Source organism: Streptomyces sp. NBRC 109706 (assembly GCF_000974485.1).
In the GTDB taxonomy this organism is placed as follows: Bacteria; Actinomycetota; Actinomycetes; order Streptomycetales; family Streptomycetaceae; genus Streptomyces.
In genome coordinates, this window is the sequence record NZ_BBOM01000005.1 from 669767 (window position 1) to 690680 (window position 20914).

Consider the following 20914-nt stretch of genomic DNA (forward strand, 5'->3'; position numbering starts at 1 on the left):
CCCCTCGGACGGGGTCAGTCCATCGGTTGGAACGTCTGGAACGCCGTCTCCCGCAGCGTGCGACAGGTGTTGTCGTCCCAGGCGTCCGCCGGGCACGTGATCATGATCGCGTAGCCCCGGTTCTCGTCGACCCGGAAACCACGGTTGAGCACCCGGACTCTTTCCCCGTTCTCATCCCTTTCGAACTGCCAGTCAGCAACGGTCGGATAGTCCCGCCATTCGATCGTTTCGATGCTGATCTGCTCATAGTTGGTGCTGTTTCCGCGCACCGCCGGCTCCAACTCCCGCCAGGCACGCTCCGCGTCATCGCCCGGACTGCTGTTGAAGTCCACCTGAACCTTGAACGGCTCCCCCGGCGCTGAGCTGTATATCGCGCCGGAGTTCCGCCCGGCCGTGCCCACCCGCTCCCAGTCCCCCGGCAGGGACATGCGGAAGCGGAACTCGGAGTCGACCACCTCGGCATAGCCCGTCGGGCTGTCGGGCCGCGCGTCGGGATCGTTCTCGGGGGCCGTCCCCGGCGGACCGTCGTCCGCGCCCTCGGCATCGCCCTGCCCCTCGTCCTCGCCCGGTGCGCCGGCGCCCCCGTCGTCCGCCCCCTCGCTCTCCGAGCCCTCGCCGCCCTCCGAACCCTCGGCGCCCCCGCCGTCGGCGGCGCCGCCCTCGGACTCGGCGTCAGGCCCGGGGTCGTTCTCCTCGCCCTGCTGCCCCTCGGCGGTCTGCTCCTGCCCCTCGGAACCGCCGCCGCCCTCGCTGTCGTCACCGCTGTTCAGCCAGAGCACCACCGCCGTGGCCAGCACCACGAGGGCCACCAGCACGGCGCCGATCGCCAGCGCCAGCCGACTGCGGTCGCTTCCGCCCGGGGGCGATGCCTGCGGCTGCACCGACCCGCGCGGGCCGTCCCCGCCCAGGGAGGCGTCGGCCTCCGACCGCGCCGCGGCCGACGAACCCGCCTCCTCCGCCGGGACGTTCGCCGCCCCGGCCTTCTCGGCCTTCTCGAACTTTCCGGCTCCGCCGGCCCCCGGGCGGCCGCCGACCACCACCGTCAGATGATCGGTGGTGGAACCGTTCCCGCCAGCGCCGCCGTCCAACGCCGCCTGCAACGCCGCCCGCACCCGAGGCTCGGCGGGCCGCTCCTCCGGCTTCTTGCGCAGCAGCTCCATGATCAGCCCGCTCAGCTCGCCGGCCTGGCTCGGCGGCGGCACCGGATCGTGCATCACGGCCGCCAACGTCGCGATGGCGGACCCCTCGTCATAGGGCGGACGCCCCTCCACACAGCAGTAGAGCAGTGCGCCCAGCGACCACATGTCCGCCGGCGGCCCCGGGGAAGCGCCCCTGGCCCGCTCGGGCGAGATATAGGAGGGCGCGCCGACCAGCATGCCGGTCGACGTGATCGACGGATCCCCCTCGACCTTGGCGATGCCGAAGTCCGTGAGCACCACCCGCCCTTCGGCGTCGGCCACGATCACATTGGACGGCTTGACGTCCCGGTGCAGAATGCCGGCACCGTGCGCGTCGCGCAGCACGTCCAGCACGGCCAGCCCGATCTCGGCGGCCCGACGGGGCGTCATCGGCCCTTCCTGCCGAATCAGATCGGCCAACGAGCGGCCCTCGATCAGCTCCATCACGATCCATGGCCGGGAGCCCTCGTCGACCACGTCATAGATGGTGACCACGCCTCGGCTGCGTATCGTGGCGATGGCCTTCGCCTCCCGCAACGTGCGGGTGATCATGCGCTTGCGCTCGGCCTCCTCCACCCCGGGCGAGAGCCGCAGCTCCTTGACGGCGACCGACCGCCCCAACACCTCGTCCTGCGCCCGCCACACCGTGCCCATCCCGCCACGCCCGACGACCGCGCCCAACCGATAACGCCCCTTGAGCAACCGCCCACCCCGCGCCGCGTCGGCACTCTCCGCGCCTCCCGCGCCGGCCCCCCGCGGCCGCCCAACCCGCGTCGTCCCCCGGTCCTCCGGCTCGGGCTCCGGCTCGGACTTTCCTGACCGCCCCACCCGCGTCGTCCCCAGGTCTTCCGCCACGGGCTCGGGCTCGGCCTTCTCCGCACGCCCGATCCGCGTCGTGCCCCGGTCCTCCTGCACCGGCTCGGCCTTGGCCTTCCCCAGCGGCGCCACCCGCGTCGTGCCCCGATCCTCAACCACCGGCTCCGCCTCGGCCTTCCCCGGCCGCCCCACCCGCGTCGTACCCCGATCCTCAACCACCGGCTCGGACTTCGCCTTCCCCAGCGGCGCCACCCGCGTCGTGCCCCGATCCTCAACCACCGGCTCGGACTTCGCCTTCCCCAGCGGCGCCACCCGCGTCGTGCCCCGATCCTCAACCACCGGCTCCGCCTCGGCCTTCCCCGGCCGCCCCACCCGCGTCGTACCCCGATCCTCAACCACCGGCTCCGGCTTTGCCTTTGCCTTTGCCAGCGGCGCCACCCGCGTCGTGCCCCGGTCCTCCGCGCTGGTTGCGGACTCCGGCCCGGAGGCGCCGTCAGCAGCCGCACCCCCCGGCCCGCTCGCGCCGTCGGCGCCACCCGCGCCACCCGCGTCGTCCGTCGCCGGAACAACCGCCTCACCACCCGGCGCGGCTGACGCCTCGCCGGCGTCGGCGCCGGCGTCCGGCTGACGGCGCAGCCTCGACTCGTCTTCCCCGTTGTGCTGGCCCATGCGTGCGTCCCCTCCGGCTTCCCCGCCCCATTGTCACCCATGCGGCTGACATCCGGGCCGCAGGGCGACCCGCCCGGCGCCGACACCGCCGGGCGGACCGAAGTGGATCAGAGGGGAACCGTGTCGGGGGCGCCCAACCTGGCGGCGTCCGCCGTCTGGTCGTCGGGCTGCAGCTGCGACTCCCGTTCGGCCTCCACCCGCTTCAGGTAGTGCTGGACCTCGCGTTCCACCTGTTCGTCCGACCAGCCGAGCACACCACCCATCAACTCGGCGCACTCCCGCGCGCTTCGCGTGCCTCGGTCGAAGGTCTCGATTGAGATACGAGTCCGCCGGGTGAGGACGTCCTCCAGATGTCGGGCGCCCTCGTGCGAACAGGCGTACACGATTTCGGCCTTGAGATAGTCGTCGGCGGCCGGCAGTGGTTCGCCGAGTCGGGGGTGGGCGACGACCAGGTCGAGCAGTTCCTGGGTCAGCGCGCCATAGCGGCGGAGCAGGTGTTCGACCCTGGCCTCGTGCAGTCCGGCCCGGGACGCGATCCGCGCCCTGGCGTTCCACAGCGCGGCGAAGCCCTCCGCGCCCGCCAGCCGGATCTCCTCCGTGCAGCAGTCGGCTACGCGTTGGTCCAGCCCGTGCACCGCCGCGTCAACCGCGTCCTTGGCCATCACCCGATAGGTGGTGTATTTGCCGCCGGCCACCACCACCAGGCCCGGCACCGGATGGGCGACGGTGTGCTCCCGGGAGAGCTTGCTGGTGGCATCGGACTCGCCGGCCAGCAGCGGGCGCAGCCCGGCGTAGACGCCCTCCACATCGTCCCTGGTGAGGGGCACGGCCAGCACCGAGTTGACGTGTTCCAGCAGATAGTCGATGTCCGCGCTGGACGCGGCCGGATGCGCCTTGTCCAGGTCCCAGGCGGTGTCCGTGGTGCCCACGATCCAGTGCCTGCCCCAGGGGATGACGAAGAGGACGCTGGTCTCGGTGCGCAGGATCAGCCCGGTCGACGAGTGGATGCGGTCCTTGGGGACGACCAGGTGGATGCCCTTGGACGCGCGGACGTGGAACTGTCCGCGTTCGGCGATCATGCCCTGGGTGTCGTCGGTCCAGACGCCGGTGGCGTTGACGACCTGTTTGGCCCGGATCTCATAGCTCCGGAAGTCCCCGGCGCTCCCGCCGTCCCCGCTCTCCAGGTCGAGGACCCGGACCCCGACCACGCGTTCGCCCTCCCGCAGGAACTCCGTGACCCGGGCGCGGTTGGCCACCCGGGCGCCGTAGCTGGCGGCGGTGCGCACCAGGGCGGCGACGAACCTGGCGTCGTCGACCTGCGCGTCGTAGTACTGCAACGCCCCGACCAGCGCGTCCTTCTTGAGGCAGGGCGCGACCCGCAGCGCGCGGGTGCGCGTGAGGTGACGGTGTCTCGGCAGGCCGCGGCCGTGGCCCGAGGAGAGCGACATCGCGTCATAGAGCGCGACGCCTGAGCCGGCATAGAGACGCTCCCAGCCCCGGTGTTGCAGGGGGTAGAGAAAGGGGACGGGGCGGACCAGATGCGGCGCGATCCGGTTCAGCAGCAGTCCGCGTTCCCGCAGCGCCTCCCTGACCAGCGCGAAGTCCAGCATCTCCAGGTATCGCAGGCCGCCGTGGATGAGCTTGCTCGACCGGCTCGACGTGCCGGAGGCCCAGTCCCTGGCCTCGACCAGACCGGTGGACAGGCCGCGGGTGGTGGCGTCGAGCGCCGTTCCCGCGCCGACCACTCCGGCGCCCACCACCAGGATGTCCAGCTCCCGTTCGGCCATTCGAGCGAGCGCCTCGGCTCGCTGTTCCGGCCCTAGCACCGCTGTCTTCACCGCTGCCTCCCTGGCGTTCGGTCACGTCCGCTGCCTGGCTGTCGCTCTCCGCTGTTCCGGTGCTCCACCGCTTCGTCGCCGGTCCGCCAGCGGCCGACACTCGTTGTCGATCGTCTCCCATTTCGCCCGGTTTGGCGCGTCTCGTCGGCCCGGTCGGCCCCCTCAATCCCCCGTATCTGTCATATATGCCCGTAACCTGACAGGTAGTGCATATGCCCTCCCTGGGGAGCGGCAGAAGGAAAGGGAGCCGCCCGCGTATGCCCGCTGATCTCGCCGTTCTCGGTCTTGGGCCGCTGGGCCTGCCCGCCGCCCAGGCCGCCACCGCCGCCGGCATCGGAACCGTTGCCTTCGTACCGGATGCCCGGATCGCCGCCGGCTTGAACGCCGGTCGGCCACCCGCCGACGGTTCGCTCACCGCGCCCGCGCTACGCCGGATGGTGGCCGGGGGCTTCCACGCGTCCAGCGACCCCGTCGTTCTCGGCCGGGTGCGCACCGCGCTGATCTGCGCGGCGACGCCGCCGGGCGAGCGGCGGACCCTCGATCTGAGCGCCGTCAGGGAGGCGGCCAGCACCCTCGCGTCCCGGCTGCGCCCGCGCACGCTGGTGGTGCTCGAATCCACCGTGCCCCCCGGCGCCACCCAGCAGGTGGTGCGCCCCCTGCTGGAAGCGGGCTCGGGGTTGCGCGCCGGGCGCGACTTCCAGCTGGCGCACGCCCCCGGTCGGCTCGCCCCCGGCGGCCCGGGCGGCTACGCCGGCACCCCCCGGGTGATCGGCGGCCTCACCCCCGCCTGCACGGAGGCAGCGGCGGCCTTCTACGGCCGGCTCACCGACAAGGTGGTACGGGCGCGCGGCGTGCTGGAGGCGGAGACGGTGAAGGTGCTGGAGACCAACGTCCAGCACGTCAACATGGCGCTGATCAACGAGATGACGGTGTTCTGCCACGAGTTGGGCATCGATCTGTGGGACGTGGTGCGCTGCGCCGAGACCAGGCCGGTCGCCCCGCACGGCTTCCGCCCAGGCCCCGGGGTCACCGGCCTCGGCGCGCCCGTCAACCCGGGGAACCGGCTACGGCTGGTGGAGCTGGCCCGCGAACTCAACGACCGGATGCCCAGCTATGTGACCCAGCGGGCCACCGCGCTGCTCAACGAACACGGAAAGTCCGCGCGCGGCGCCCGGATCCTGCTGCTGGGCGTGACCTACCGGCCCGATCTGCCGGATCTGGAACGCGGCCCCGCCCGGGAGATCGCCTCCCGGCTGCTGGGCCTGGGCGCCCAGCTGAGCTTCCACGACCCGTTTGTCACCGAATGGCGGCTCGCCGGCCGCCAGGTGCCCCGCGCCGACGCGCTCTACGAGTCGGCCGCCACCGCCGATCTGACGCTGCTGCTGCAGCACCACGGCACCTACGACCTCCAGGGCCTGGCGGCAAAGGCGCAGCTGCTCTTCGACACCAGGGGCGCCACCCCGGCCGGCGCGGCCCACCGCCTCTGAAGCCGCCTACGAAGGCGCTTCTGAAACCGCCTCCGAACGACGGCCGGGACGGCGGGCCCGCCGGGAACCGTCAACGGGAACGGGCGACCATGACCTCGACGCGCTGGAACTCCTTCAGCTCCGAATAGCCGGTGGTCGCCATCGCGCGGCGCAGCGCGCCGAAGAAGTTCATCGAACCGTCGGGCGTGTGCGAGGGGCCGGTCAGCACCTCGCGGGTGGTGCCCACCGTGCCCAGATGCACCTTCTTGCCGCGCGGAACGTCCTCGTGCACGGCCTCCATGCCCCAGTGGTGTCCCCGGCCCGGCGCGTCGGTGGCCCGGGCGAGCGGCGAGCCCATCATCACGGAGTCCGCGCCACAGGCGATCGCCTTGGGCAGATCCCCCGACCAGCCGACGCCACCGTCCGCGATCACATGCACATAGCGGCCGCCGGACTCGTCCAGATAGTCCCGCCTGGCCGCCGCCACATCGGCCACCGCCGTGGCCATCGGCACCTGGATGCCCAGCACGTTGCGGGTGGTGTGGGCGGCGCCGCCGCCGAAGCCGACCAGCACGCCGGCCGCTCCGGTGCGCATCAGATGCAGCGCCGCCGTGTAGGTGGCACAGCCGCCGACGATCACCGGCACGTCCAGCTCGTAGATGAACTGCTTGAGGTTCAACGGCTCGGCGGCGCCCGACACGTGCTCGGCCGAGACGGTGGTGCCCCGGATCACGAAGATGTCCACGCCGGCGTCCAGCACCGCCTTGGAGAACTGCGCTGTCCGCTGCGGCGAGAGCGCGGCCGCCGTGACCACGCCGGCGTCCCTGACCTCGCGGATCCGCTGGAAGATCAGCTCTTCCCTGATGGGCTCCGCGTAGATCTCCTGGAGCCGCCGGTTGGCGCGCTCCTCGTCCAGCTCGGCGATCTCGGCCAGCAGCGGCTCCGGATCGGCGTAGCGGGTCCACAGCCCTTCGAGGTTGAGCACCCCGAGGCCGCCCAGCTCGCCGATGTGGATCGCCGTCCTGGGCGAGACCACCGAGTCCATCGGCGCGGCGAGGAAAGGCAGTTCAAAGCGGTAGGCATCGATCTGCCACGCGATCGAGACCTCCTTCGGGTCGCGGGTGCGGCGACTCGGCACCACGGCGATGTCGTCGAAGGCATAAGCGCGCCGGCCGCGCTTGCCGCGCCCGATCTCGATCTCAGTCACAGGTAGAGCCCTTCCATGCGATGTGCGTCCCCAGTATCGCCGACGGTCGCGAGACCGGCCGGCTCGCTCAGCGCCGGGAGTAGTTGGGGGCCTCCGTCGTCATCTGGATGTCGTGCGGGTGGCTCTCCTTGAGCCCCGCCGAGGTGATCCTGACGAACTGGCCGCGCTCCTTGACCTCCCCGATGGTGCGCCCACCGAGGTAGTACATCGACTGGTGCAGCCCGCCGATCAGCTGGTGCACCACGGAGGCCAGCGGGCCGCGGTAGGGCACCTGACCCTCGATGCCCTCGGGGATCAGCTTGTCGTCGTCGCCGACGCCCTGCTGGAAGTAACGGTCCTTGGAGTAGGAACGGCGCTCCCCGCGCGACTGCATGGCGCCCAGCGAGCCCATGCCCCGATAGGACTTGAACTGCTTGCCGTTGATGAACTGCAGCTCGCCCGGGGACTCCTCGCAGCCGGCGAGGAGGCTGCCCAGCATCACCGTGTCGGCGCCGGCGACCAGGGCCTTGGCGATGTCCCCGCTGTACTGGAGGCCACCGTCGCCGATCACCGGAACGCCGGCGGCGCCGGCCACCTGGGCCGCCTCGTAGATGGCCGTGACCTGCGGCACCCCGACGCCGGCCACCACCCGCGTGGTACAGATCGAACCGGGCCCGACCCCGACCTTGATGCCGTCGACGCCCGCGTCGACCAACGCCCTGGCGCCGTCCCCGGTGGCGACATTGCCGGCCACCACGTCGACCGAACCGTAGTTGGACTTGATCTTGGCGGCCATCTCCGGAACCAGCCGCGAATGGCCGTGCGCGATGTCCACCACGACGAAGTCGACGCCGGCCTCGATCAGCGCCTCGGCCCGCTCGTACGAATCGCCGGTGACCCCCACGGCGGCGCCGACGATCAGCCGACCCTCGGCGTCCTTGGCCGCGTTGGGGTACTGCTCGGCCTTGACGAAGTCCTTGACGGTGATCAGACCCTTGAGCCGACCGTCGCCGTCCACCAGCGGCAGCTTCTCGATCTTGTGCCGGCGCAGCAGCTCGACGGCGTCCTCGGCGGAGATCCCGACCTCGCCGGTGACCAGCGGCATCGGCGTCATCACGGCGCGCACCTCGCGGCTGCGGTCCGTCTCGAAGGCCATATCGCGGTTGGTGACGATGCCCAGCAGCTTGCCGGCCGCGTCGGTGACCGGAACGCCGCTGATGCGATAGCGGCCACACAGCTCGTCCGCCTCGCGCAGCGTGGCGTCGGGCCGGATCGTGATCGGGTCGGTGACCATCCCGGACTCGGAGCGCTTCACCCGGTCCACCTGGGCGGCCTGCTCCTCGATCGACAGATTGCGGTGCAGCACGCCGGCGCCGCCCTGGCGCGCCATCGCGATGGCCATCCTGGCCTCGGTGACCTTGTCCATCGCGGCGGAGAGCAGCGGCACCCTGACCCGGACGTTGCGGGAGATCCGCGACGATGTGTCGATGTCGCTCGGCGCCAGATCGGCCGCGCCCGGCAGCAACAGCACATCGTCGAAGGTCAACCCGAGCGCCGCGAACTTCGGCGGCACCTCGCCCACGTGATCAGTCATGACGCCCTTTCCCGACGTTCCAGCCGCGTCCGCCCCGGGGCGGACCGGATACTCCCCACTGACTCAAATGGCCGGGGTGTCCAGCTTACGACCCCTGAACCACCCCGTCGGCCCAACCGCCCCCGGGGGGGGCGGTTGGGCCGACGGGGGTACGGCCGGCCTGCCTGCCAGGCCAAGACCGGCACGGCGGACCGACCAGCAAGTGACCTCCCGGACCGGAGACACAAACCCAAACCGACCAACGGGCCGTAGGGCCGGCCAGTACCCCCCGGGCCCGAGCCGGCGGACGGGCCGGAGCCGGCCGGCGGGGCGGACGGATCGGCCAGTACCCCCCGACCGGGCGGCCGAACACAAACCGGCAACCGGCCGGCACCAGCCGAGGGGCCGAGGGTCCGGCCAGTCCCCCCCCGGACCAAGGACACAAACCCAAACCGCCGAGCGGGCCGGAGCCAACCAAGCGGGACGGACAGGCCGGCCAGTGCCCACGGCCCGGACCAACGGCACAAGCCCAAACCGGCCGACGGGCCGGTGCCCGGTCTGATCGGCCACCGACAACTACTCGGCGACAAGCCGTACCCGCACACCAGCGGCCCGGCCGCCGCACGCCCGACGAACGCCCCCCGCCGGGCAGCCAGCCGGGACGGCGAGCGACCAAAGCACGCGACTACTCGGCAACAAGTTGTACCCGCACGTCGGCCAAGGGGCCTCGCCGGCCGGCGGAGCCGGTCGGTGAACCGCAGCACGCGGCTACCCGGCCTCGCCCAACCCACCAGCGGCCAGAAACGTCAGTCGTCGCCCCGACCGCCAGCCGAGCCGCCTACCGCAGCCCGCCGGTGGCATAGCCCGAGTGGCCAACGACCCAGTGGCCAACGACTCAGCGGCCGGCCAGTGCGCGGAGGCGGCTGAGAGCGCGGTGTTGGGCCACCCGCACCGCGCCGGGGGACATCCCGAGGCGGTGCCCCGTCTCCTCGGCCGTGAGGCCGACCGCGACCCGCAGCAGCACCAGCTCGCGCAGGTGCGCCGGCAGGTTGGCCAGCAGCTTTCTGGCCCATTCGGCGTCGCTGCTGAGCAGCGCCCGCTCCTCCGGGCCGAGCGAGTCGTCGGGCCGCTCGGGCATCTCGTCGGAGGGGATCGCCATGCTGCCCGGGTGGCGCAGCGCGGCTCGTTGCAGGTCGGCGACCTTGTGCTGGGCGATGGCCACCACAAAGGCGTCGAAGGGACGCCCGGTGTCCCGATAGCGGGGCAGGGCGCAGAGCACCGCGAGGCATACCTCCTGGGCGAGGTCGTCCACGAAGTGACGAGCCTCTCCCGGAAGCCGCGAGAGTCTGACCCGGCAGTAGCGCAGCGCCAGCGGATGAACGTGGGCCAACAGATCGTGCGTGGCCTGGGCATCGCCCGTGGCGGCGCGATGGGCCAGGGCGGCAATCGCCGAGGTGTCGTCATCGCGCATCGGTCCATGGTGCACCCCCGCCGGCCGGTCCGTGGCCTCAGCGGTGGAGTTGTGCACCGAAGCGTTATGCGCGGGAGCGCTGAAGGTCACTTTCCTGGCCCTCCCCTTCACACCCGGCTGGCTCGTCCCCAAGGAGCTTCATGCCTCAAGGATGCGGCACCGGTGGACCGTTTGCGCCCCGCTCCCCACCGGACGGGGTGGCAGCCGCCTGGCGAACACCCCGTCCAAACCCGTGAACCGGGTGCGGTCAGCGGACCAGACCCCAACGAAAACCCAAGGCCACAGCGTGTGCGCGGTCCGAGGCGCCCAGCTTCTTGAACAGCCGGCGGGCATGTGTCTTGACCGTGTCCTCGGAGAGAAACAACTCCCTGCCGATCTCGGCGTTGGACCGGCCGTGGCTCATGCCCTCCAGCACCTGGATCTCCCGGGCGGTGAGGGTGGGAGCGGCGCCCATGTCCGAGGAGCGGAGCCGCCGGGGGGCGAGCCGCCAGGTCGGATCGGCCAGGGCCTGGGTGACCGTGGCCCGGAGTTCGGCGCGGGAGGCGTCCTTGTGGAGATAGCCGCGGGCGCCGGCGGCGACGGCCAGTGCCACGCCGTCGAGATCCTCGGCGACCGTCAACATGATGATGCGGGCGCCGGGGTCGGCCGAGAGCAGCCGGCGCACCGTCTCGACGCCGCCGAGGCCGGGCATCCGGACGTCCATCAGGATGAGATCCGACCGGTCGGCGCCCCAACGGCGGAGGACTTCCTCGCCGTTGGCCGCCGTCGTGACCCGCTCGACGCCGGGCACGGTCGCCACCGCGCGGCGGAGCGCCTCCCGGGCGAGGGGGGAGTCGTCGCAGACAAGGACAGAAGTCATGGCCGCCCTCCGCAGCTGATGCGCGTCACCTTGAGCCTCCAGGGAGTTTGAGTCGTCATCCGTGGCGATCGACAACCGCGCCAACCGCCTCCGCCCTCTCAACGATGGTCACCCGAAAGAGTTACGGCTTCCAACCTCACAGCATCAGCACTGTACGTGACCGTCCCATCACCCATCGACCGGGGTCCGGGAAACACGCCGGGCGTTGATATTTGCCCTATTTAGACCTTCTTTTCCGCTTTGAGGTGTCTCAAGCTATATTCAGCTGGTAGTCATATTTACATCTACTTTTCCTGGTCTGGTCTCGATGACGACTCGATGACGATGGGACACTGTCATGGCAGATTTCTCCCGCCTTCCGGGCCCCAACGCCGACCTGTGGGACTGGCAGTTGATGGCCGCCTGCCGAGGCGTGGACAGCTCGCTCTTCTTTCACCCGGAGGGGGAACGCGGCGCCGCGCGCAGCGCACGGGAGGAGGCGGCGAAGGAGGTGTGCGCACGCTGCCCGGTCCGCACCGAGTGCGCGGCACACGCGCTTTCCGTGCGTGAGCCCTACGGCGTGTGGGGCGGACTGACCGAGGACGAGCGCGAGGAGCTGCTGGGCCGGGCCCGGCGCGGCCTCGCCGACTCCGGGGGTCAGCGTCCCCGTCCCTGAGCCCGGGGGCGAGCCGATACGGTCGGCACATGACAACGGCATTGGTGACGGGAGCCACCGCGGGCATCGGCGCCGCCTTCGCCCGACGGCTGGCGCGGGACGGCCTCGATCTGGTGCTGGTGGCCAGGAACGGCGAGCGACTGGCGGCGCAGGCGGCCGAGTTGAGCGAACGGCACGGCGTGAAGGCGGTGGCGCTGCCGGCGGATCTGGCCACCGACGAGGGCATCGGCGCGGTGGAGGAGCGGCTGGCGGATCCGGCGCGCCCGGTGGACCTGCTGGTCAACAACGCGGGCTTCGGCCTCGGCGGCGGCTTTCTGCGCGCGCCGTTGGCCGACGAGCTGCGGATGCTGCGGGTGCACTGCGAGGTGGTGCTGCGGCTGACCTCGGCGGCCGTCCCCGGGATGCGCCGGCTGGGCCGGGGCGGGGTGGTGAACGTGGCCTCGGTCGCGGCCTTCGTGCCGCGCGGCACCTATGGCGCGTCCAAGGCGTGGGTGGTGCGGTTCACCGAGGGCGCGGCGCTTGAGCTGACCGGCAGCGGGGTGCGGATGATGGCGCTCTGCCCGGGGTTCGTCCGCACCGAGTTCCATCAGCGGGCCGAGATGGACATGTCGTCACTGCCGCGTTGGATGTGGTTGGACGCCGACCGGGTGGTGGCGACGGCGATGCGGGATCTGGCCAGGCGGCGGGTGGTCTCCGTGCCCGATCTGCGGTACAAGGCGCTGCTGGGTGCGGCGCGGGTGCTGCCGGTGGCGGCTCTGGGGCGGGTCTCGGCGCGTGCCGGGCGGGACTTCGGGCCGCGTCGCAGGGACGATCCACGCCGCTGAGGCGCGGCGGCGCGCACCCCCACCCAAAGCGATAAATCGGTCAAACTGCCTGTAGCACCTAAACTGGACTCCGCCAGGGATATGTCGCACCCCATGGACGGGCCATGACTTTCGTACAGGTAATCGAACTCTCCACCGGTCGGGTCGACGAGCTCAACCGGCTGCTGGACGCCTGGCTCACGGCCTCCCAGGGCGAGCGCACCGCGAACCGGCTGGTGCTGGCCAGGGACCTGGGCAACCGCTCGCGTCTGCTGCTGGTCGTCGAGTTCCCGTCCCGCGAGGCCGCGCAGCGCAACTCGGATCTGCCGGACACCGAACGGGTCTTCCGCCGGCTGGTGGCGCTGTGCGAGGACGTGCCGCGGTTCACCGATCTCGAAGTGCTGCGGGATGTCCGCGACAACAAGACGACGGTGCGCCGCTATCTGGACGAGGTGATCAACGCGGGCGCGCTGGGCGTGGCCGACGAGCTGTGCGCGCCCGACTTCCGCGAGCACGATCCGGCCAGCGCCAACGAACCGCAGGATCTGGCGGACTCCAAGGCCGCGGTGGCCCGCTGGCTGGCGACACTGCGGCCGTCCTTCGTGATCGAGGACCAGCTGGCCGACGGCGATCTGGTGAGCACCAGGTTCACCGTCACCGGCACCCACAGCGGGGAGTTCATGGGGCTCGGCCCGACCGGCCGGCCGGTGCGGGTGACGGGGCAGGTGACCCACCGTTTCGAGCACGGGATGCTGGCCGAGGCGTGGTGGAACTGGGACCAGTCGGGGCTGCTCTCCCAGCTGGGCGTGGTTGCCCTCTGACGCCGCTCGGCCCATGATCCCTCAGGGCCCAGCGGAACGGCCGGGCCGGGACCACCCGTCAGCGGTGGTCCCGACCCGGCCGTCGTGGCGCGGGTGCGCGGTCAGTGCGAGTGGCCGTGGCCGCCGTGACCGGCGGGCTCGGGCTCCTCTTCCTTCTTCTCCACCACCAGGGTCTCGGTGGTGAGCAGCAGGGCCGCGATGGAGGCGGCGTTCTGCAGCGCGGAGCGGGTGACCTTGACCGGGTCGATGACGCCGTCCTTGACCAGGTCGCCATAGGTGCCGGTGGCCGCGTTGTAGCCCTGGCCCTTGTCCAGCTCGGAGACCTTGGAGGTGATCACATAGCCCTCAAGGCCCGCGTTCTCGGCGATCCAGCGCAGCGGCTCGACGACGGCGCGGCGGACGATCGCCACGCCGGTGGCCTCGTCGCCCTCCTTGCCCAGGCCGTCCTCCAGCACCTTGGCGGAGTGCACCAGGGAGGCGCCGCCACCGGGGACGATGCCCTCCTCGACCGCGGCGCGGGTCGCGGAGATGGCGTCCTCCAGACGGTGCTTCTTCTCCTTCAGCTCCACCTCGGTGGCGGCGCCGACGCGGATCACACACACGCCGCCGGCCAGCTTGGCCAGGCGCTCCTGCAGCTTCTCGCGGTCCCAGTCGGAGTCGGTGGCGTCGATCTCGGCCTTGATCTGCGCGACCCGGTCCTGGATCTGCGCGGCGTCACCGGCGCCGTCCACGATGGTGGTGTCGTCCTTGGTGACGGTGACCCGGCGGGCCGTGCCCAGCACCTCAAGGCCGACCTGGTCGAGCTTGAGGCCGACCTCCTCGGAGATCACGGTGCCACCGGTGAGGGTGGCCATGTCGCCGAGCATCGCCTTGCGGCGGTCGCCGAACCCGGGGGCCTTGACCGCGACGGAGTTGAAGGTGCCGCGGATCTTGTTGACGACGAGGGTGGACAGCGCCTCGCCCTCCACGTCCTCGGCGATGATCAGCAGCGGGCGGGAGCCGCCGGACTGCATGATCTTCTCCAGCAGCGGCAGCAGATCCTGGATCGAGGAGATCTTGCCCTGGTGGATCAGGATGTAGGGATCGTCGAGGACGGCCTCCATGCGCTCCTGGTCGGTGACCATGTAGTGCGAGAGGTAGCCCTTGTCGAAGGCCATGCCCTCGGTGAAGTCCAGGTCGAGGCCGAAGGTCTGCGACTCCTCGACGGTGATCACGCCGTCCTTGCCGACCTTGTCCATGGCCTCGGCGATCAGCTCGCCGACCTGCTTGTCCTGGGCGGACAGCGCGGCGACGGCGGCGATGTCCTCCTTGGAGTCGATCGGCCGGGCGCTGGCGCGCAGATCCTCGGCGACGGCCTCGACGGCCGCGTCGATGCCGCGCTTGAGGCCGGAGGGGGACGCGCCGGCGGCCACGTTGCGCAGGCCCTCGCGGACCAGCGCCTGGGCCAGCACGGTCGCGGTGGTGGTGCCGTCACCAGCGATGTCGTTGGTCTTGGTGGCCACCTCCTTCACCAGCTGCGCGCCGAGGTTCTCGTACGGGTCCTCCGCCTCGACCTCTCGGGCGATGGTGACGCCGTCGTTGGTGATGGTGGGGGCGCCGAACTTCTTGTCGATCACGACGTTGCGGCCGCGGGGGCCGATGGTCACCTTGACCGCGTCCGCCAGCTGGTTGACGCCGCGCTCAAGGGCCCGACGGGCGTCCTCGTCGAATTTCAGGATCTTCGCCATGGGTTTGGGTGTCCCTTTGTTTCCTCTTGGATCAGGCCGCGTGGATCAGGCCGCGCACCGGCCGCTGGGATTACGCCGCGCCCCGGCCCCGGCGTGAGAGTTCAGCACGGGTACGGGGCGCGGCGCGGCAAGCGTCGGGCGCTTACTTCTCGACGATCGCGAGCACGTCGCGGGCCGAGAGGACGAGGTAGTCCTCGTTGTTGTACTTGACCTCGGTGCCGCCGTACTTGCTGTACAGCACGATGTCGCCGACCTTGACGTCGAGCGGCAGGCGGTTGCCGTCCTCGAAGCGCCCCGGGCCCACGGCCAGGACGGTGCCCTCCTGGGGCTTCTCCTTGGCGGTGTCCGGAATGACCAGGCCGGAGGCCGTGGTCTGCTCGGCGTCGAGCGGCTGGACCACGATGCGGTCCTCAAGCGGCTTGATGGCAACCTTGGAACTGGCGGTCGTCACGATCCGACCTCCCCCTTCGGAGATCTCACGGGGTTATCTATGGCTGGATGGCGACCTGGAGGACCCGTCGTCGCGGGTGCCGAGTCCGCCCGTCGCACGTTCTGGCACTCCTTGAGTGAGAGTGCCAGCCACGACATTAGGCGGGAGTTAGCACTCAGTCAACTAGAGTGCCAGCGCGGCGGCCGGCCGGGTCCCGCCGGGGGCCCGTTTCCGAGCCCCGGCCGGGGTCAGAGGTAGTCCTCGAGGCGGGCGACGGCGAAGCCCTGTTCGGTGGCCGTGTCCAGCAACCGGCGGACCATGTCGGTCATATCGGCCCCCCACTCCCGCTTGCCCCTGAAGTGGGTGAGCACGATGTCCCCCGGGTGGAACCTCTGGTCCGGGCGCCCGAACTCGATCCGGTCGGGGAACGCCTCGGCCGCCCAGAGCGGCACCACCTCGATGCCGCATTCGGCGGCGGCCCGCAGGGTGTTCTCGTCATAGGCCCCGTAGGGCGGCCGGAAGAGCACCGGGCGGTGGCCCAACTCCCGTTCCAGAATGGTCTGTTGACCGCAGATCTCGGCCCGCTGCTCGGCCGGCGTGAGCCGGTTCATCTCCCGGTGGTTGATGGAGTGGTTGTGCATTCCGTAGCCCTCGCGCTGGGCCTGGCGGAAGTAGTCGTAGTTCTCGCGGGCCACCTGGTCAGCGAGGAAGCCGCTGACCGGAACCTCCAGTTCGCGCAGCATGTCGAGCAGTCTCGGGTCCTTGTCGGCGCCGTCGTCGATGGTGAGGAAGATGACCTTCTGGTCCGTCGGCACCTGGACGATCACCGGCGGCAGGCCCTCGCCGGTAAGATGCCCGGGCTCGGTGGTGAGTCGGGGCTTCTCCTCGGGGGGCGCGGGAGCGCGCAGCGGCGCGTGGCGCAGTTTCCACGCCTTGACGGCCGCCTCCCGGCGCGCCTCGGCGCGCTCCAGGCCCTCGGCGTACGCCCCCAACGATTCGGCGATACCGGGCGCCTGGACGCGTTGCGGGGTGCCGAAGGCCAGCTCGCCGAGCACGGTCGGGGCGATCATCTCGGCGGTCAGGGTGCGCCAGCGCGGCTCCTCGTCCGGCGGGTCGGTCCAGAACGGGGGCGGCAGTCCGACGCCCGAGCAGACCACGGCGAGCATCGTCGCGCCGCCGAGTGCCCCGTAGCGACGCAGCACGGCGCGGGCGCGGACGGGGGTCAGCCGGCCGCGTGGCGGGATCTCGTCTCGGGGCTTGGTCGGGCGGGGCCTGGCGTGGCGGGCCTTGGCATGGCGGGGCGCTCGGCCTTGGGGAAGGAAACGAACCAGCCATTCATTTTGTCCTACTTGTCTGATTAGTTTCATGGTTCGGGATGGTGCCACCGCTCCCGGCGACTCCCCGGCAGCCCGCCCCGACGGCGGGGGCAGAATGACCCGGGTGGCCCCACCCCCCGACACCCCCGACGCCTCGCCGAACGCGGTCGAGACCTTCGCCGCCCTGCTCACCGACCCCGGGCAACGGCTGCTCGACCAGCTCCGCTCGATCACCCCGGCCGAGGAGCTTTCCGCCGCCACCCGGCTGCGCCGGGACCACCCGCCCGAACTGGTCGCCGCCGCGCTGGGCCAGGCCCGGCTACGGCAGCGGGCCGCCGCCAAGTTCGGCGCCGACGCCGCGCTGATGTACTTCACCCCCGACGGGGTGGAACAGGCCACCAGAACCGAGGTCGCCGACCGGCGCGCCGCCAGACTCGCCGGCGCCGGATCCGGTTCGGCTCGGGTGGCCGATCTCTGCTGTGGCGTCGGCGGCGACGCCATCGCGCTGGCGCGCGCCGGGGCGCGGGTCCTCGCCGTCGACCGCTCCCCGCTGACCTGCGCCGTCGCCCGCGCCAACGCGGCCGCGCTGGGCCTGGCCGACCGGATCGAGGTACGGGAGGCCGCCGTCGAGGACATCGACGTCCGGGGCTTCGACGCGGCCTTTGTCGATCCCGCCAGACGCGGCGGCCGGGGCCGGGTCTTCGACCCGGAGGGCTACTCCCCGCCGCTGTCCTGGGCGACCGCGCTGGCCGCCCGACTCCCCCGCGCCGCGCTGAAGATCGCGCCGGGCGTCCCGCACGAGGCGATCCCGCCGACGGCCGAGGCCGAGTGGGTCTCCCACCGGGGCGAGGTCAAGGAGGCGGTGCTGTGGTTCGGCGCGGACACCGCGCCCGGCACCCGCCGGGCCACCGTGCTGCCCGGCGGCCACAGCCTCACCGGCTCCCCCGACCCGGCCCCGACGGGCGCCCCCGGGCGCTACCTCTACGAACCGGACGGCGCGGTGATCAGGGCGGGACTGGTCGGCACGGTGGCCGAAACCCTTGAGGCCCGGCTGCTCGACCCGAGCATCGCCTATCTGACCTGCGACCGCCCGACCCCCACCCCGTACGCGACCGGCTACGAGATCACCGACGTGCTCCCGTTCCACCTCAAACGCCTGCGGGCGCTGGTGCGGGAACGGGACATCGGCACCCTCACCGTCAAGAAGCGCGGCTCGCCCCTCACCCCCGAGGAGCTGCTGCGCCGCGTCAAACCCCGCGGCCGCGCCACCGCCACCGTCTTCCTCACCCGCGTCGCCGACGCCCCCAGCATGCTGATCGGCCACCCCCTGTGAGCCTGCGGCGCTGAGCCGCGGCCCCTGCGGGGCCGGGGTGGGCGCGAGGAAGGTAGGCGGGGAAAGCGGGCCGACGGGCGGGGGCCCACGCCAGGGCAGGCCCGGGCAGGAGACCAGGCAGCGAACCGGGGAAGGCAGAGCGGTGAGCCCCGGGGGAGACGGAGCGGAGCGACGGGCCGGGCCGACAGGCGGGGCTCACGCCGAGCCCGGGGATGTGGGGTGGCAGATCGACGGGCGGGCGTCGGCGCTCGGCCTCCGCCCGGGCAGGGCAGGGCACCGGCTCAGTTGGGCACCGGGGTGAAGCGCCAGTGGTGGGGTGGGCGGGCGAGCAACGCGGCCGGCGGGGAGGGGAGTTGGGGAAGGTCGGGGGTGTCGGTCGGCCACCAGGTGAGGACCAGCACGCGGTCGCCGGGAGCGGTGAACGTCTCGCGACGGTCCGGCGCCGGGTCGAGGGACCGGGCGCGGGCCCAGGCCAGCAGTTCGGCGCCGCGCCCCGGGGCGGCCTTCGCCTCCCACATCAGCGTGACCGGCATCAGCGCGCCGCCCCCGCCGGGGCCAGCGGTTCGGTCACCGGGAGCGAGGAGTCGGCCGGCAGATCGAGCGGGGACGGGGGGCGGTTTCTGGCCACCATCTCGGCGCCCAGCGCGGCGACCATCGCCCCGTTGTCCGTGCACAGCCCCGGGCGCGGCACCCGCAGGGTGATGCCGGCGGCGGCGCACCGTTCCTCGGCCATCGCGCGCAGCCGGGTGTTGGCGGCGACGCCGCCGCCGATCATCAGATGGTCCACGCCCTCGGCGCGGCAGGCGCGGATCGCCTTGCGGGTCAGCACATCGGTGACCGCCTCCTGGAAGGAGGCCGCCACATCGGCGACCGGCACGTCGACGCCGGCCCGGCGTTGGGTCTCCACCCAGCGCGCCACCGCCGTCTTCAGCCCGGAGAACGAGAAGTCGAACGGCGCGTCCCTCGGCCCGGTCAGCCCGCGCGGGAACGCGATGGCCGCCGGGTCCCCCCGGCGCGCCTCGCGGTCGATCGCCGGGCCGCCGGGGAAGCCGAGGCCGAGCACCCGCGCCACCTTGTCGAACGCCTCACCCGCCGCGTCGTCGATGGTGGCGCCCAACGGGCGGACGTCCGTGGTGATATCGGGCGCCAGCAGCAGCGAGGAGTGGCCGCCGGAGACCAGCAGCGCCATCGTCGGCTCGGGCAGCGGGCCGTGTTCCAGCTGGTCGACGCAGATATGCGAGGCCAGATGGTTGACGCCGTAGAGCGGCTTGTCCAGGGCGTAGGCGTACGCCTTGGCCGCCGAGACGCCGACCAGCAGCGCGCCGGCCAGCCCAGGGCCGGCGGTGACCGCGATCCCGTCCAGATCGGTCGCCGCGACCCCGGCCCGGGCCAGGGCCCGTTCGATGGTGGGGACCATCGCCTCCAGATGCGCCCGGCTGGCGATCTCCGGCACCACCCCGCCGTAGCGGGCGTGCTCGTCCACGCTGGACGCGACGACGTCGGCCAGCAGCGTGGTCCCTCTGACCACGCCGACGCCCGTCTCGTCGCAGGAGGTCTCGATGCCCAGGACCAGTGGTTCGTCAGCCATTCCTCAGGACTTCCGTCGTGTCGCCTCGAACGGCGAGTTCCTTGCGCATCACCAGCGCGTCCCGGTTGCCCGGCTGGTAGTAGCCGCGCCGGACGCCGATCCGCTGGAAGCCGAAGCGGGCGTAGAGCCGCTTGGCCGGTTCGTTGTCCACCCGGACCTCCAGCATGACCTCCCGGCAGCCGAACGCCTCGGCGCCCTCGATCAGCCGGGTCAGCAGTCGGGCGCCGAGCCCGGTGCCCTGGTGGGCGCCGGTGACGGCGATGCTCATCACCTCGGCGGTGTCGCCCGCCACGGCCAGGCCCGCGTAGCCGGCGAGGCCCACCTCGTCCGGCGCCTCGGCGACCACATAGTCGCGGGTCGGCCCTGGGCCGCCGGCGCCGGCCAGTTCGGACCAGAACATCCCGGCCGACCAGGCGTCCTGAGCGAACAGCTCGGCTTCGAGGGCCAGCACAGGATCGATGTCCCACCAGCGCATCGCGCGCAGTACGACGTCCGTCATCGGCGGGCGACCGCCTCCGCCGGCGGCGGGGTGACCGCCTTGTAGCCGGCCGGCTCCCTGGCGTCCGGGCGGCGCAGATAGAGCGGCTGGGGCGGCTCCGGCTCGGCGCCTGCCGCGAGCCGGCGCGCGGCGACGGCGGCCAGCGCGCCCGCCGAGGCGTACGCCGGCAGATCGGGGCGCGCGCCGGGGAACGCGTCCGGGTAGAGCGCCCCGCCCGCGCCCACCACCGGACGCCCCGCGATCCGTCCGGCGATCTCGGCCGGCTTGTCGACGGCCGGGCCCTCGACCCGGGTCACGGCGTCCGTGTAGCCGGCCCAGTAGACCTCCTTGCGGCGCGCGTCCGTCGCCACCACGAACGGCTCGTCCAGGCCGGCGGCGAACGCGATGCCGTCCAGCGTGCAGACGCCGTACACCGGCAGCGAACGGGCCGCGCCCAGCGCCGCGGCCGTCACCAGGCCGACCCGCAGCCCCGTGTACGGCCCGGGACCGGTGCCGGCGACCAGGCCGTCGACCTGGGCGAGCCCGCGCCCGGCCGAGGTCAACACCCGGTCGACGGCCGGCATCAGCAACTCCCCGTGTCTGCGGGCGTCCACCCGCTCGACGGCGGCGAGCACCCGGTCCTCGTCCGCGTCGTACAGGGCGACGGTGACGGCCGGGGTGGCGGTGTCCATGGCGAGCAGCAGCAC

The 20914-nt window shown here is 72.2% G+C and carries 18 protein-coding genes; 5 read left to right on the forward strand and 13 right to left on the reverse strand.

The window, feature by feature from the left end:
- Window positions 1-14: 14 nt before the first annotated feature.
- Together AOM46_RS07900 and AOM46_RS07905 are read right to left on the reverse strand one after the other, a co-directional pair.
- Window positions 15-2663 (reverse strand): serine/threonine-protein kinase, encoded by a 2649-nt coding sequence (locus tag AOM46_RS07900; protein ID WP_107080012.1) that lies wholly within the window; start codon window positions 2661-2663, stop codon window positions 15-17.
- A 107-nt stretch (window positions 2664-2770) separates the two neighbouring features.
- Window positions 2771-4501, reverse strand: a complete 1731-nt coding sequence (locus tag AOM46_RS07905; RefSeq protein ID WP_062207386.1) for a glycerol-3-phosphate dehydrogenase/oxidase — start codon at window positions 4499-4501, stop codon at window positions 2771-2773.
- A 257-nt stretch (window positions 4502-4758) separates the two neighbouring features.
- On the opposite strand from AOM46_RS07905, the gene AOM46_RS07910 reads away from it, so the two are divergent.
- Window positions 4759-5988, forward strand: a complete 1230-nt coding sequence (locus AOM46_RS07910) for a nucleotide sugar dehydrogenase (RefSeq protein ID WP_062207388.1) — start codon at window positions 4759-4761, stop codon at window positions 5986-5988.
- Window positions 5989-6058: 70 nt separating this feature from the next.
- Here the strand turns inward: AOM46_RS07910 and AOM46_RS07915 are convergent, their stop codons facing one another.
- From AOM46_RS07915 to AOM46_RS07930, 4 genes are all read right to left on the reverse strand, one after another.
- Window positions 6059-7174 (reverse strand): GuaB3 family IMP dehydrogenase-related protein, encoded by a 1116-nt coding sequence (locus tag AOM46_RS07915; protein WP_062207390.1) that lies wholly within the window; start codon window positions 7172-7174, stop codon window positions 6059-6061.
- A gap of 67 nt (window positions 7175-7241) precedes the next feature.
- Window positions 7242-8747: an IMP dehydrogenase gene (guaB, locus tag AOM46_RS07920; RefSeq protein ID WP_062207392.1), complete on the reverse strand. Its 1506-nt coding sequence runs from the start codon at window positions 8745-8747 to the stop codon at window positions 7242-7244.
- Window positions 8748-9621: 874 nt separating this feature from the next.
- Window positions 9622-10197, reverse strand: a complete 576-nt coding sequence (shbA, locus tag AOM46_RS07925) for an RNA polymerase sigma factor ShbA (RefSeq protein ID WP_062208684.1) — start codon at window positions 10195-10197, stop codon at window positions 9622-9624.
- Window positions 10198-10444: 247 nt separating this feature from the next.
- Complete coding sequence (locus AOM46_RS07930; RefSeq protein WP_019431595.1) at window positions 10445-11056, reverse strand: response regulator transcription factor; 612 nt, start codon at window positions 11054-11056, stop codon at window positions 10445-10447.
- A 337-nt stretch (window positions 11057-11393) separates the two neighbouring features.
- On the opposite strand from AOM46_RS07930, the gene AOM46_RS07935 reads away from it, so the two are divergent.
- The 3 genes from AOM46_RS07935 to AOM46_RS07945 all read left to right on the forward strand — a co-directional run bounded on the left by AOM46_RS07935 (window position 11394) and on the right by AOM46_RS07945 (window position 13335).
- Complete coding sequence (locus tag AOM46_RS07935; protein WP_062207394.1) at window positions 11394-11711, forward strand: WhiB family transcriptional regulator; 318 nt, start codon at window positions 11394-11396, stop codon at window positions 11709-11711.
- A 29-nt stretch (window positions 11712-11740) separates the two neighbouring features.
- Entirely contained in the window at window positions 11741-12535 is a 795-nt protein-coding gene (locus AOM46_RS07940; RefSeq protein ID WP_062207396.1) for an SDR family oxidoreductase, read from the forward strand.
- 104 nt (window positions 12536-12639) lie between these two features.
- On the forward strand, window positions 12640-13335 hold the full coding sequence (locus tag AOM46_RS07945) for an ester cyclase (RefSeq protein WP_067225992.1): 696 nt from the start codon (window positions 12640-12642) through the stop codon (window positions 13333-13335).
- Window positions 13336-13436: 101 nt separating this feature from the next.
- Here AOM46_RS07945 and groL read toward each other — a convergent pair whose 3' ends face one another.
- The 3 genes from groL to AOM46_RS07960 form a co-directional block, all read right to left on the reverse strand.
- A complete protein-coding gene (gene groL, locus AOM46_RS07950; protein WP_062207398.1) occupies window positions 13437-15062 on the reverse strand; it encodes a chaperonin GroEL in 1626 nt (541 codons plus the stop codon).
- Between the two features lie 142 nt (window positions 15063-15204).
- Window positions 15205-15513: a co-chaperone GroES gene (gene groES, locus AOM46_RS07955; protein WP_062207400.1), complete on the reverse strand. Its 309-nt coding sequence runs from the start codon at window positions 15511-15513 to the stop codon at window positions 15205-15207.
- 227 nt (window positions 15514-15740) lie between these two features.
- Complete coding sequence (locus AOM46_RS07960) at window positions 15741-16694, reverse strand: polysaccharide deacetylase family protein (RefSeq protein ID WP_062207402.1); 954 nt, start codon at window positions 16692-16694, stop codon at window positions 15741-15743.
- 229 nt (window positions 16695-16923) lie between these two features.
- On the opposite strand from AOM46_RS07960, the gene AOM46_RS07965 reads away from it, so the two are divergent.
- Complete coding sequence (locus AOM46_RS07965; RefSeq protein WP_062207404.1) at window positions 16924-18141, forward strand: class I SAM-dependent methyltransferase; 1218 nt, start codon at window positions 16924-16926, stop codon at window positions 18139-18141.
- 281 nt (window positions 18142-18422) lie between these two features.
- Here the strand turns inward: AOM46_RS07965 and AOM46_RS07970 are convergent, their stop codons facing one another.
- From AOM46_RS07970 to tsaB, 4 genes are read right to left on the reverse strand one after another with little or no spacing between them, the layout of a single operon-like run.
- Window positions 18423-18674 carry a hypothetical protein gene (locus AOM46_RS07970; protein WP_062207406.1) on the reverse strand — a complete coding sequence of 84 codons (252 nt, stop codon included), beginning with the start codon at window positions 18672-18674 and terminating at the stop codon, window positions 18423-18425.
- Window positions 18674-19729, reverse strand: a complete 1056-nt coding sequence (gene tsaD, locus AOM46_RS07975; RefSeq protein ID WP_062207408.1) for a tRNA (adenosine(37)-N6)-threonylcarbamoyltransferase complex transferase subunit TsaD — start codon at window positions 19727-19729, stop codon at window positions 18674-18676. The genes AOM46_RS07970 and tsaD overlap by 1 nt, the downstream gene beginning before the upstream one ends.
- Window positions 19722-20228, reverse strand: a complete 507-nt coding sequence (rimI, locus tag AOM46_RS07980) for a ribosomal protein S18-alanine N-acetyltransferase (protein ID WP_062207410.1) — start codon at window positions 20226-20228, stop codon at window positions 19722-19724. The genes tsaD and rimI overlap by 8 nt, the downstream gene beginning before the upstream one ends.
- Complete coding sequence (gene tsaB / locus AOM46_RS07985; protein ID WP_062207413.1) at window positions 20225-20914, reverse strand: tRNA (adenosine(37)-N6)-threonylcarbamoyltransferase complex dimerization subunit type 1 TsaB; 690 nt, start codon at window positions 20912-20914, stop codon at window positions 20225-20227. Before tsaB ends, rimI begins: the two co-directional genes overlap by 4 nt.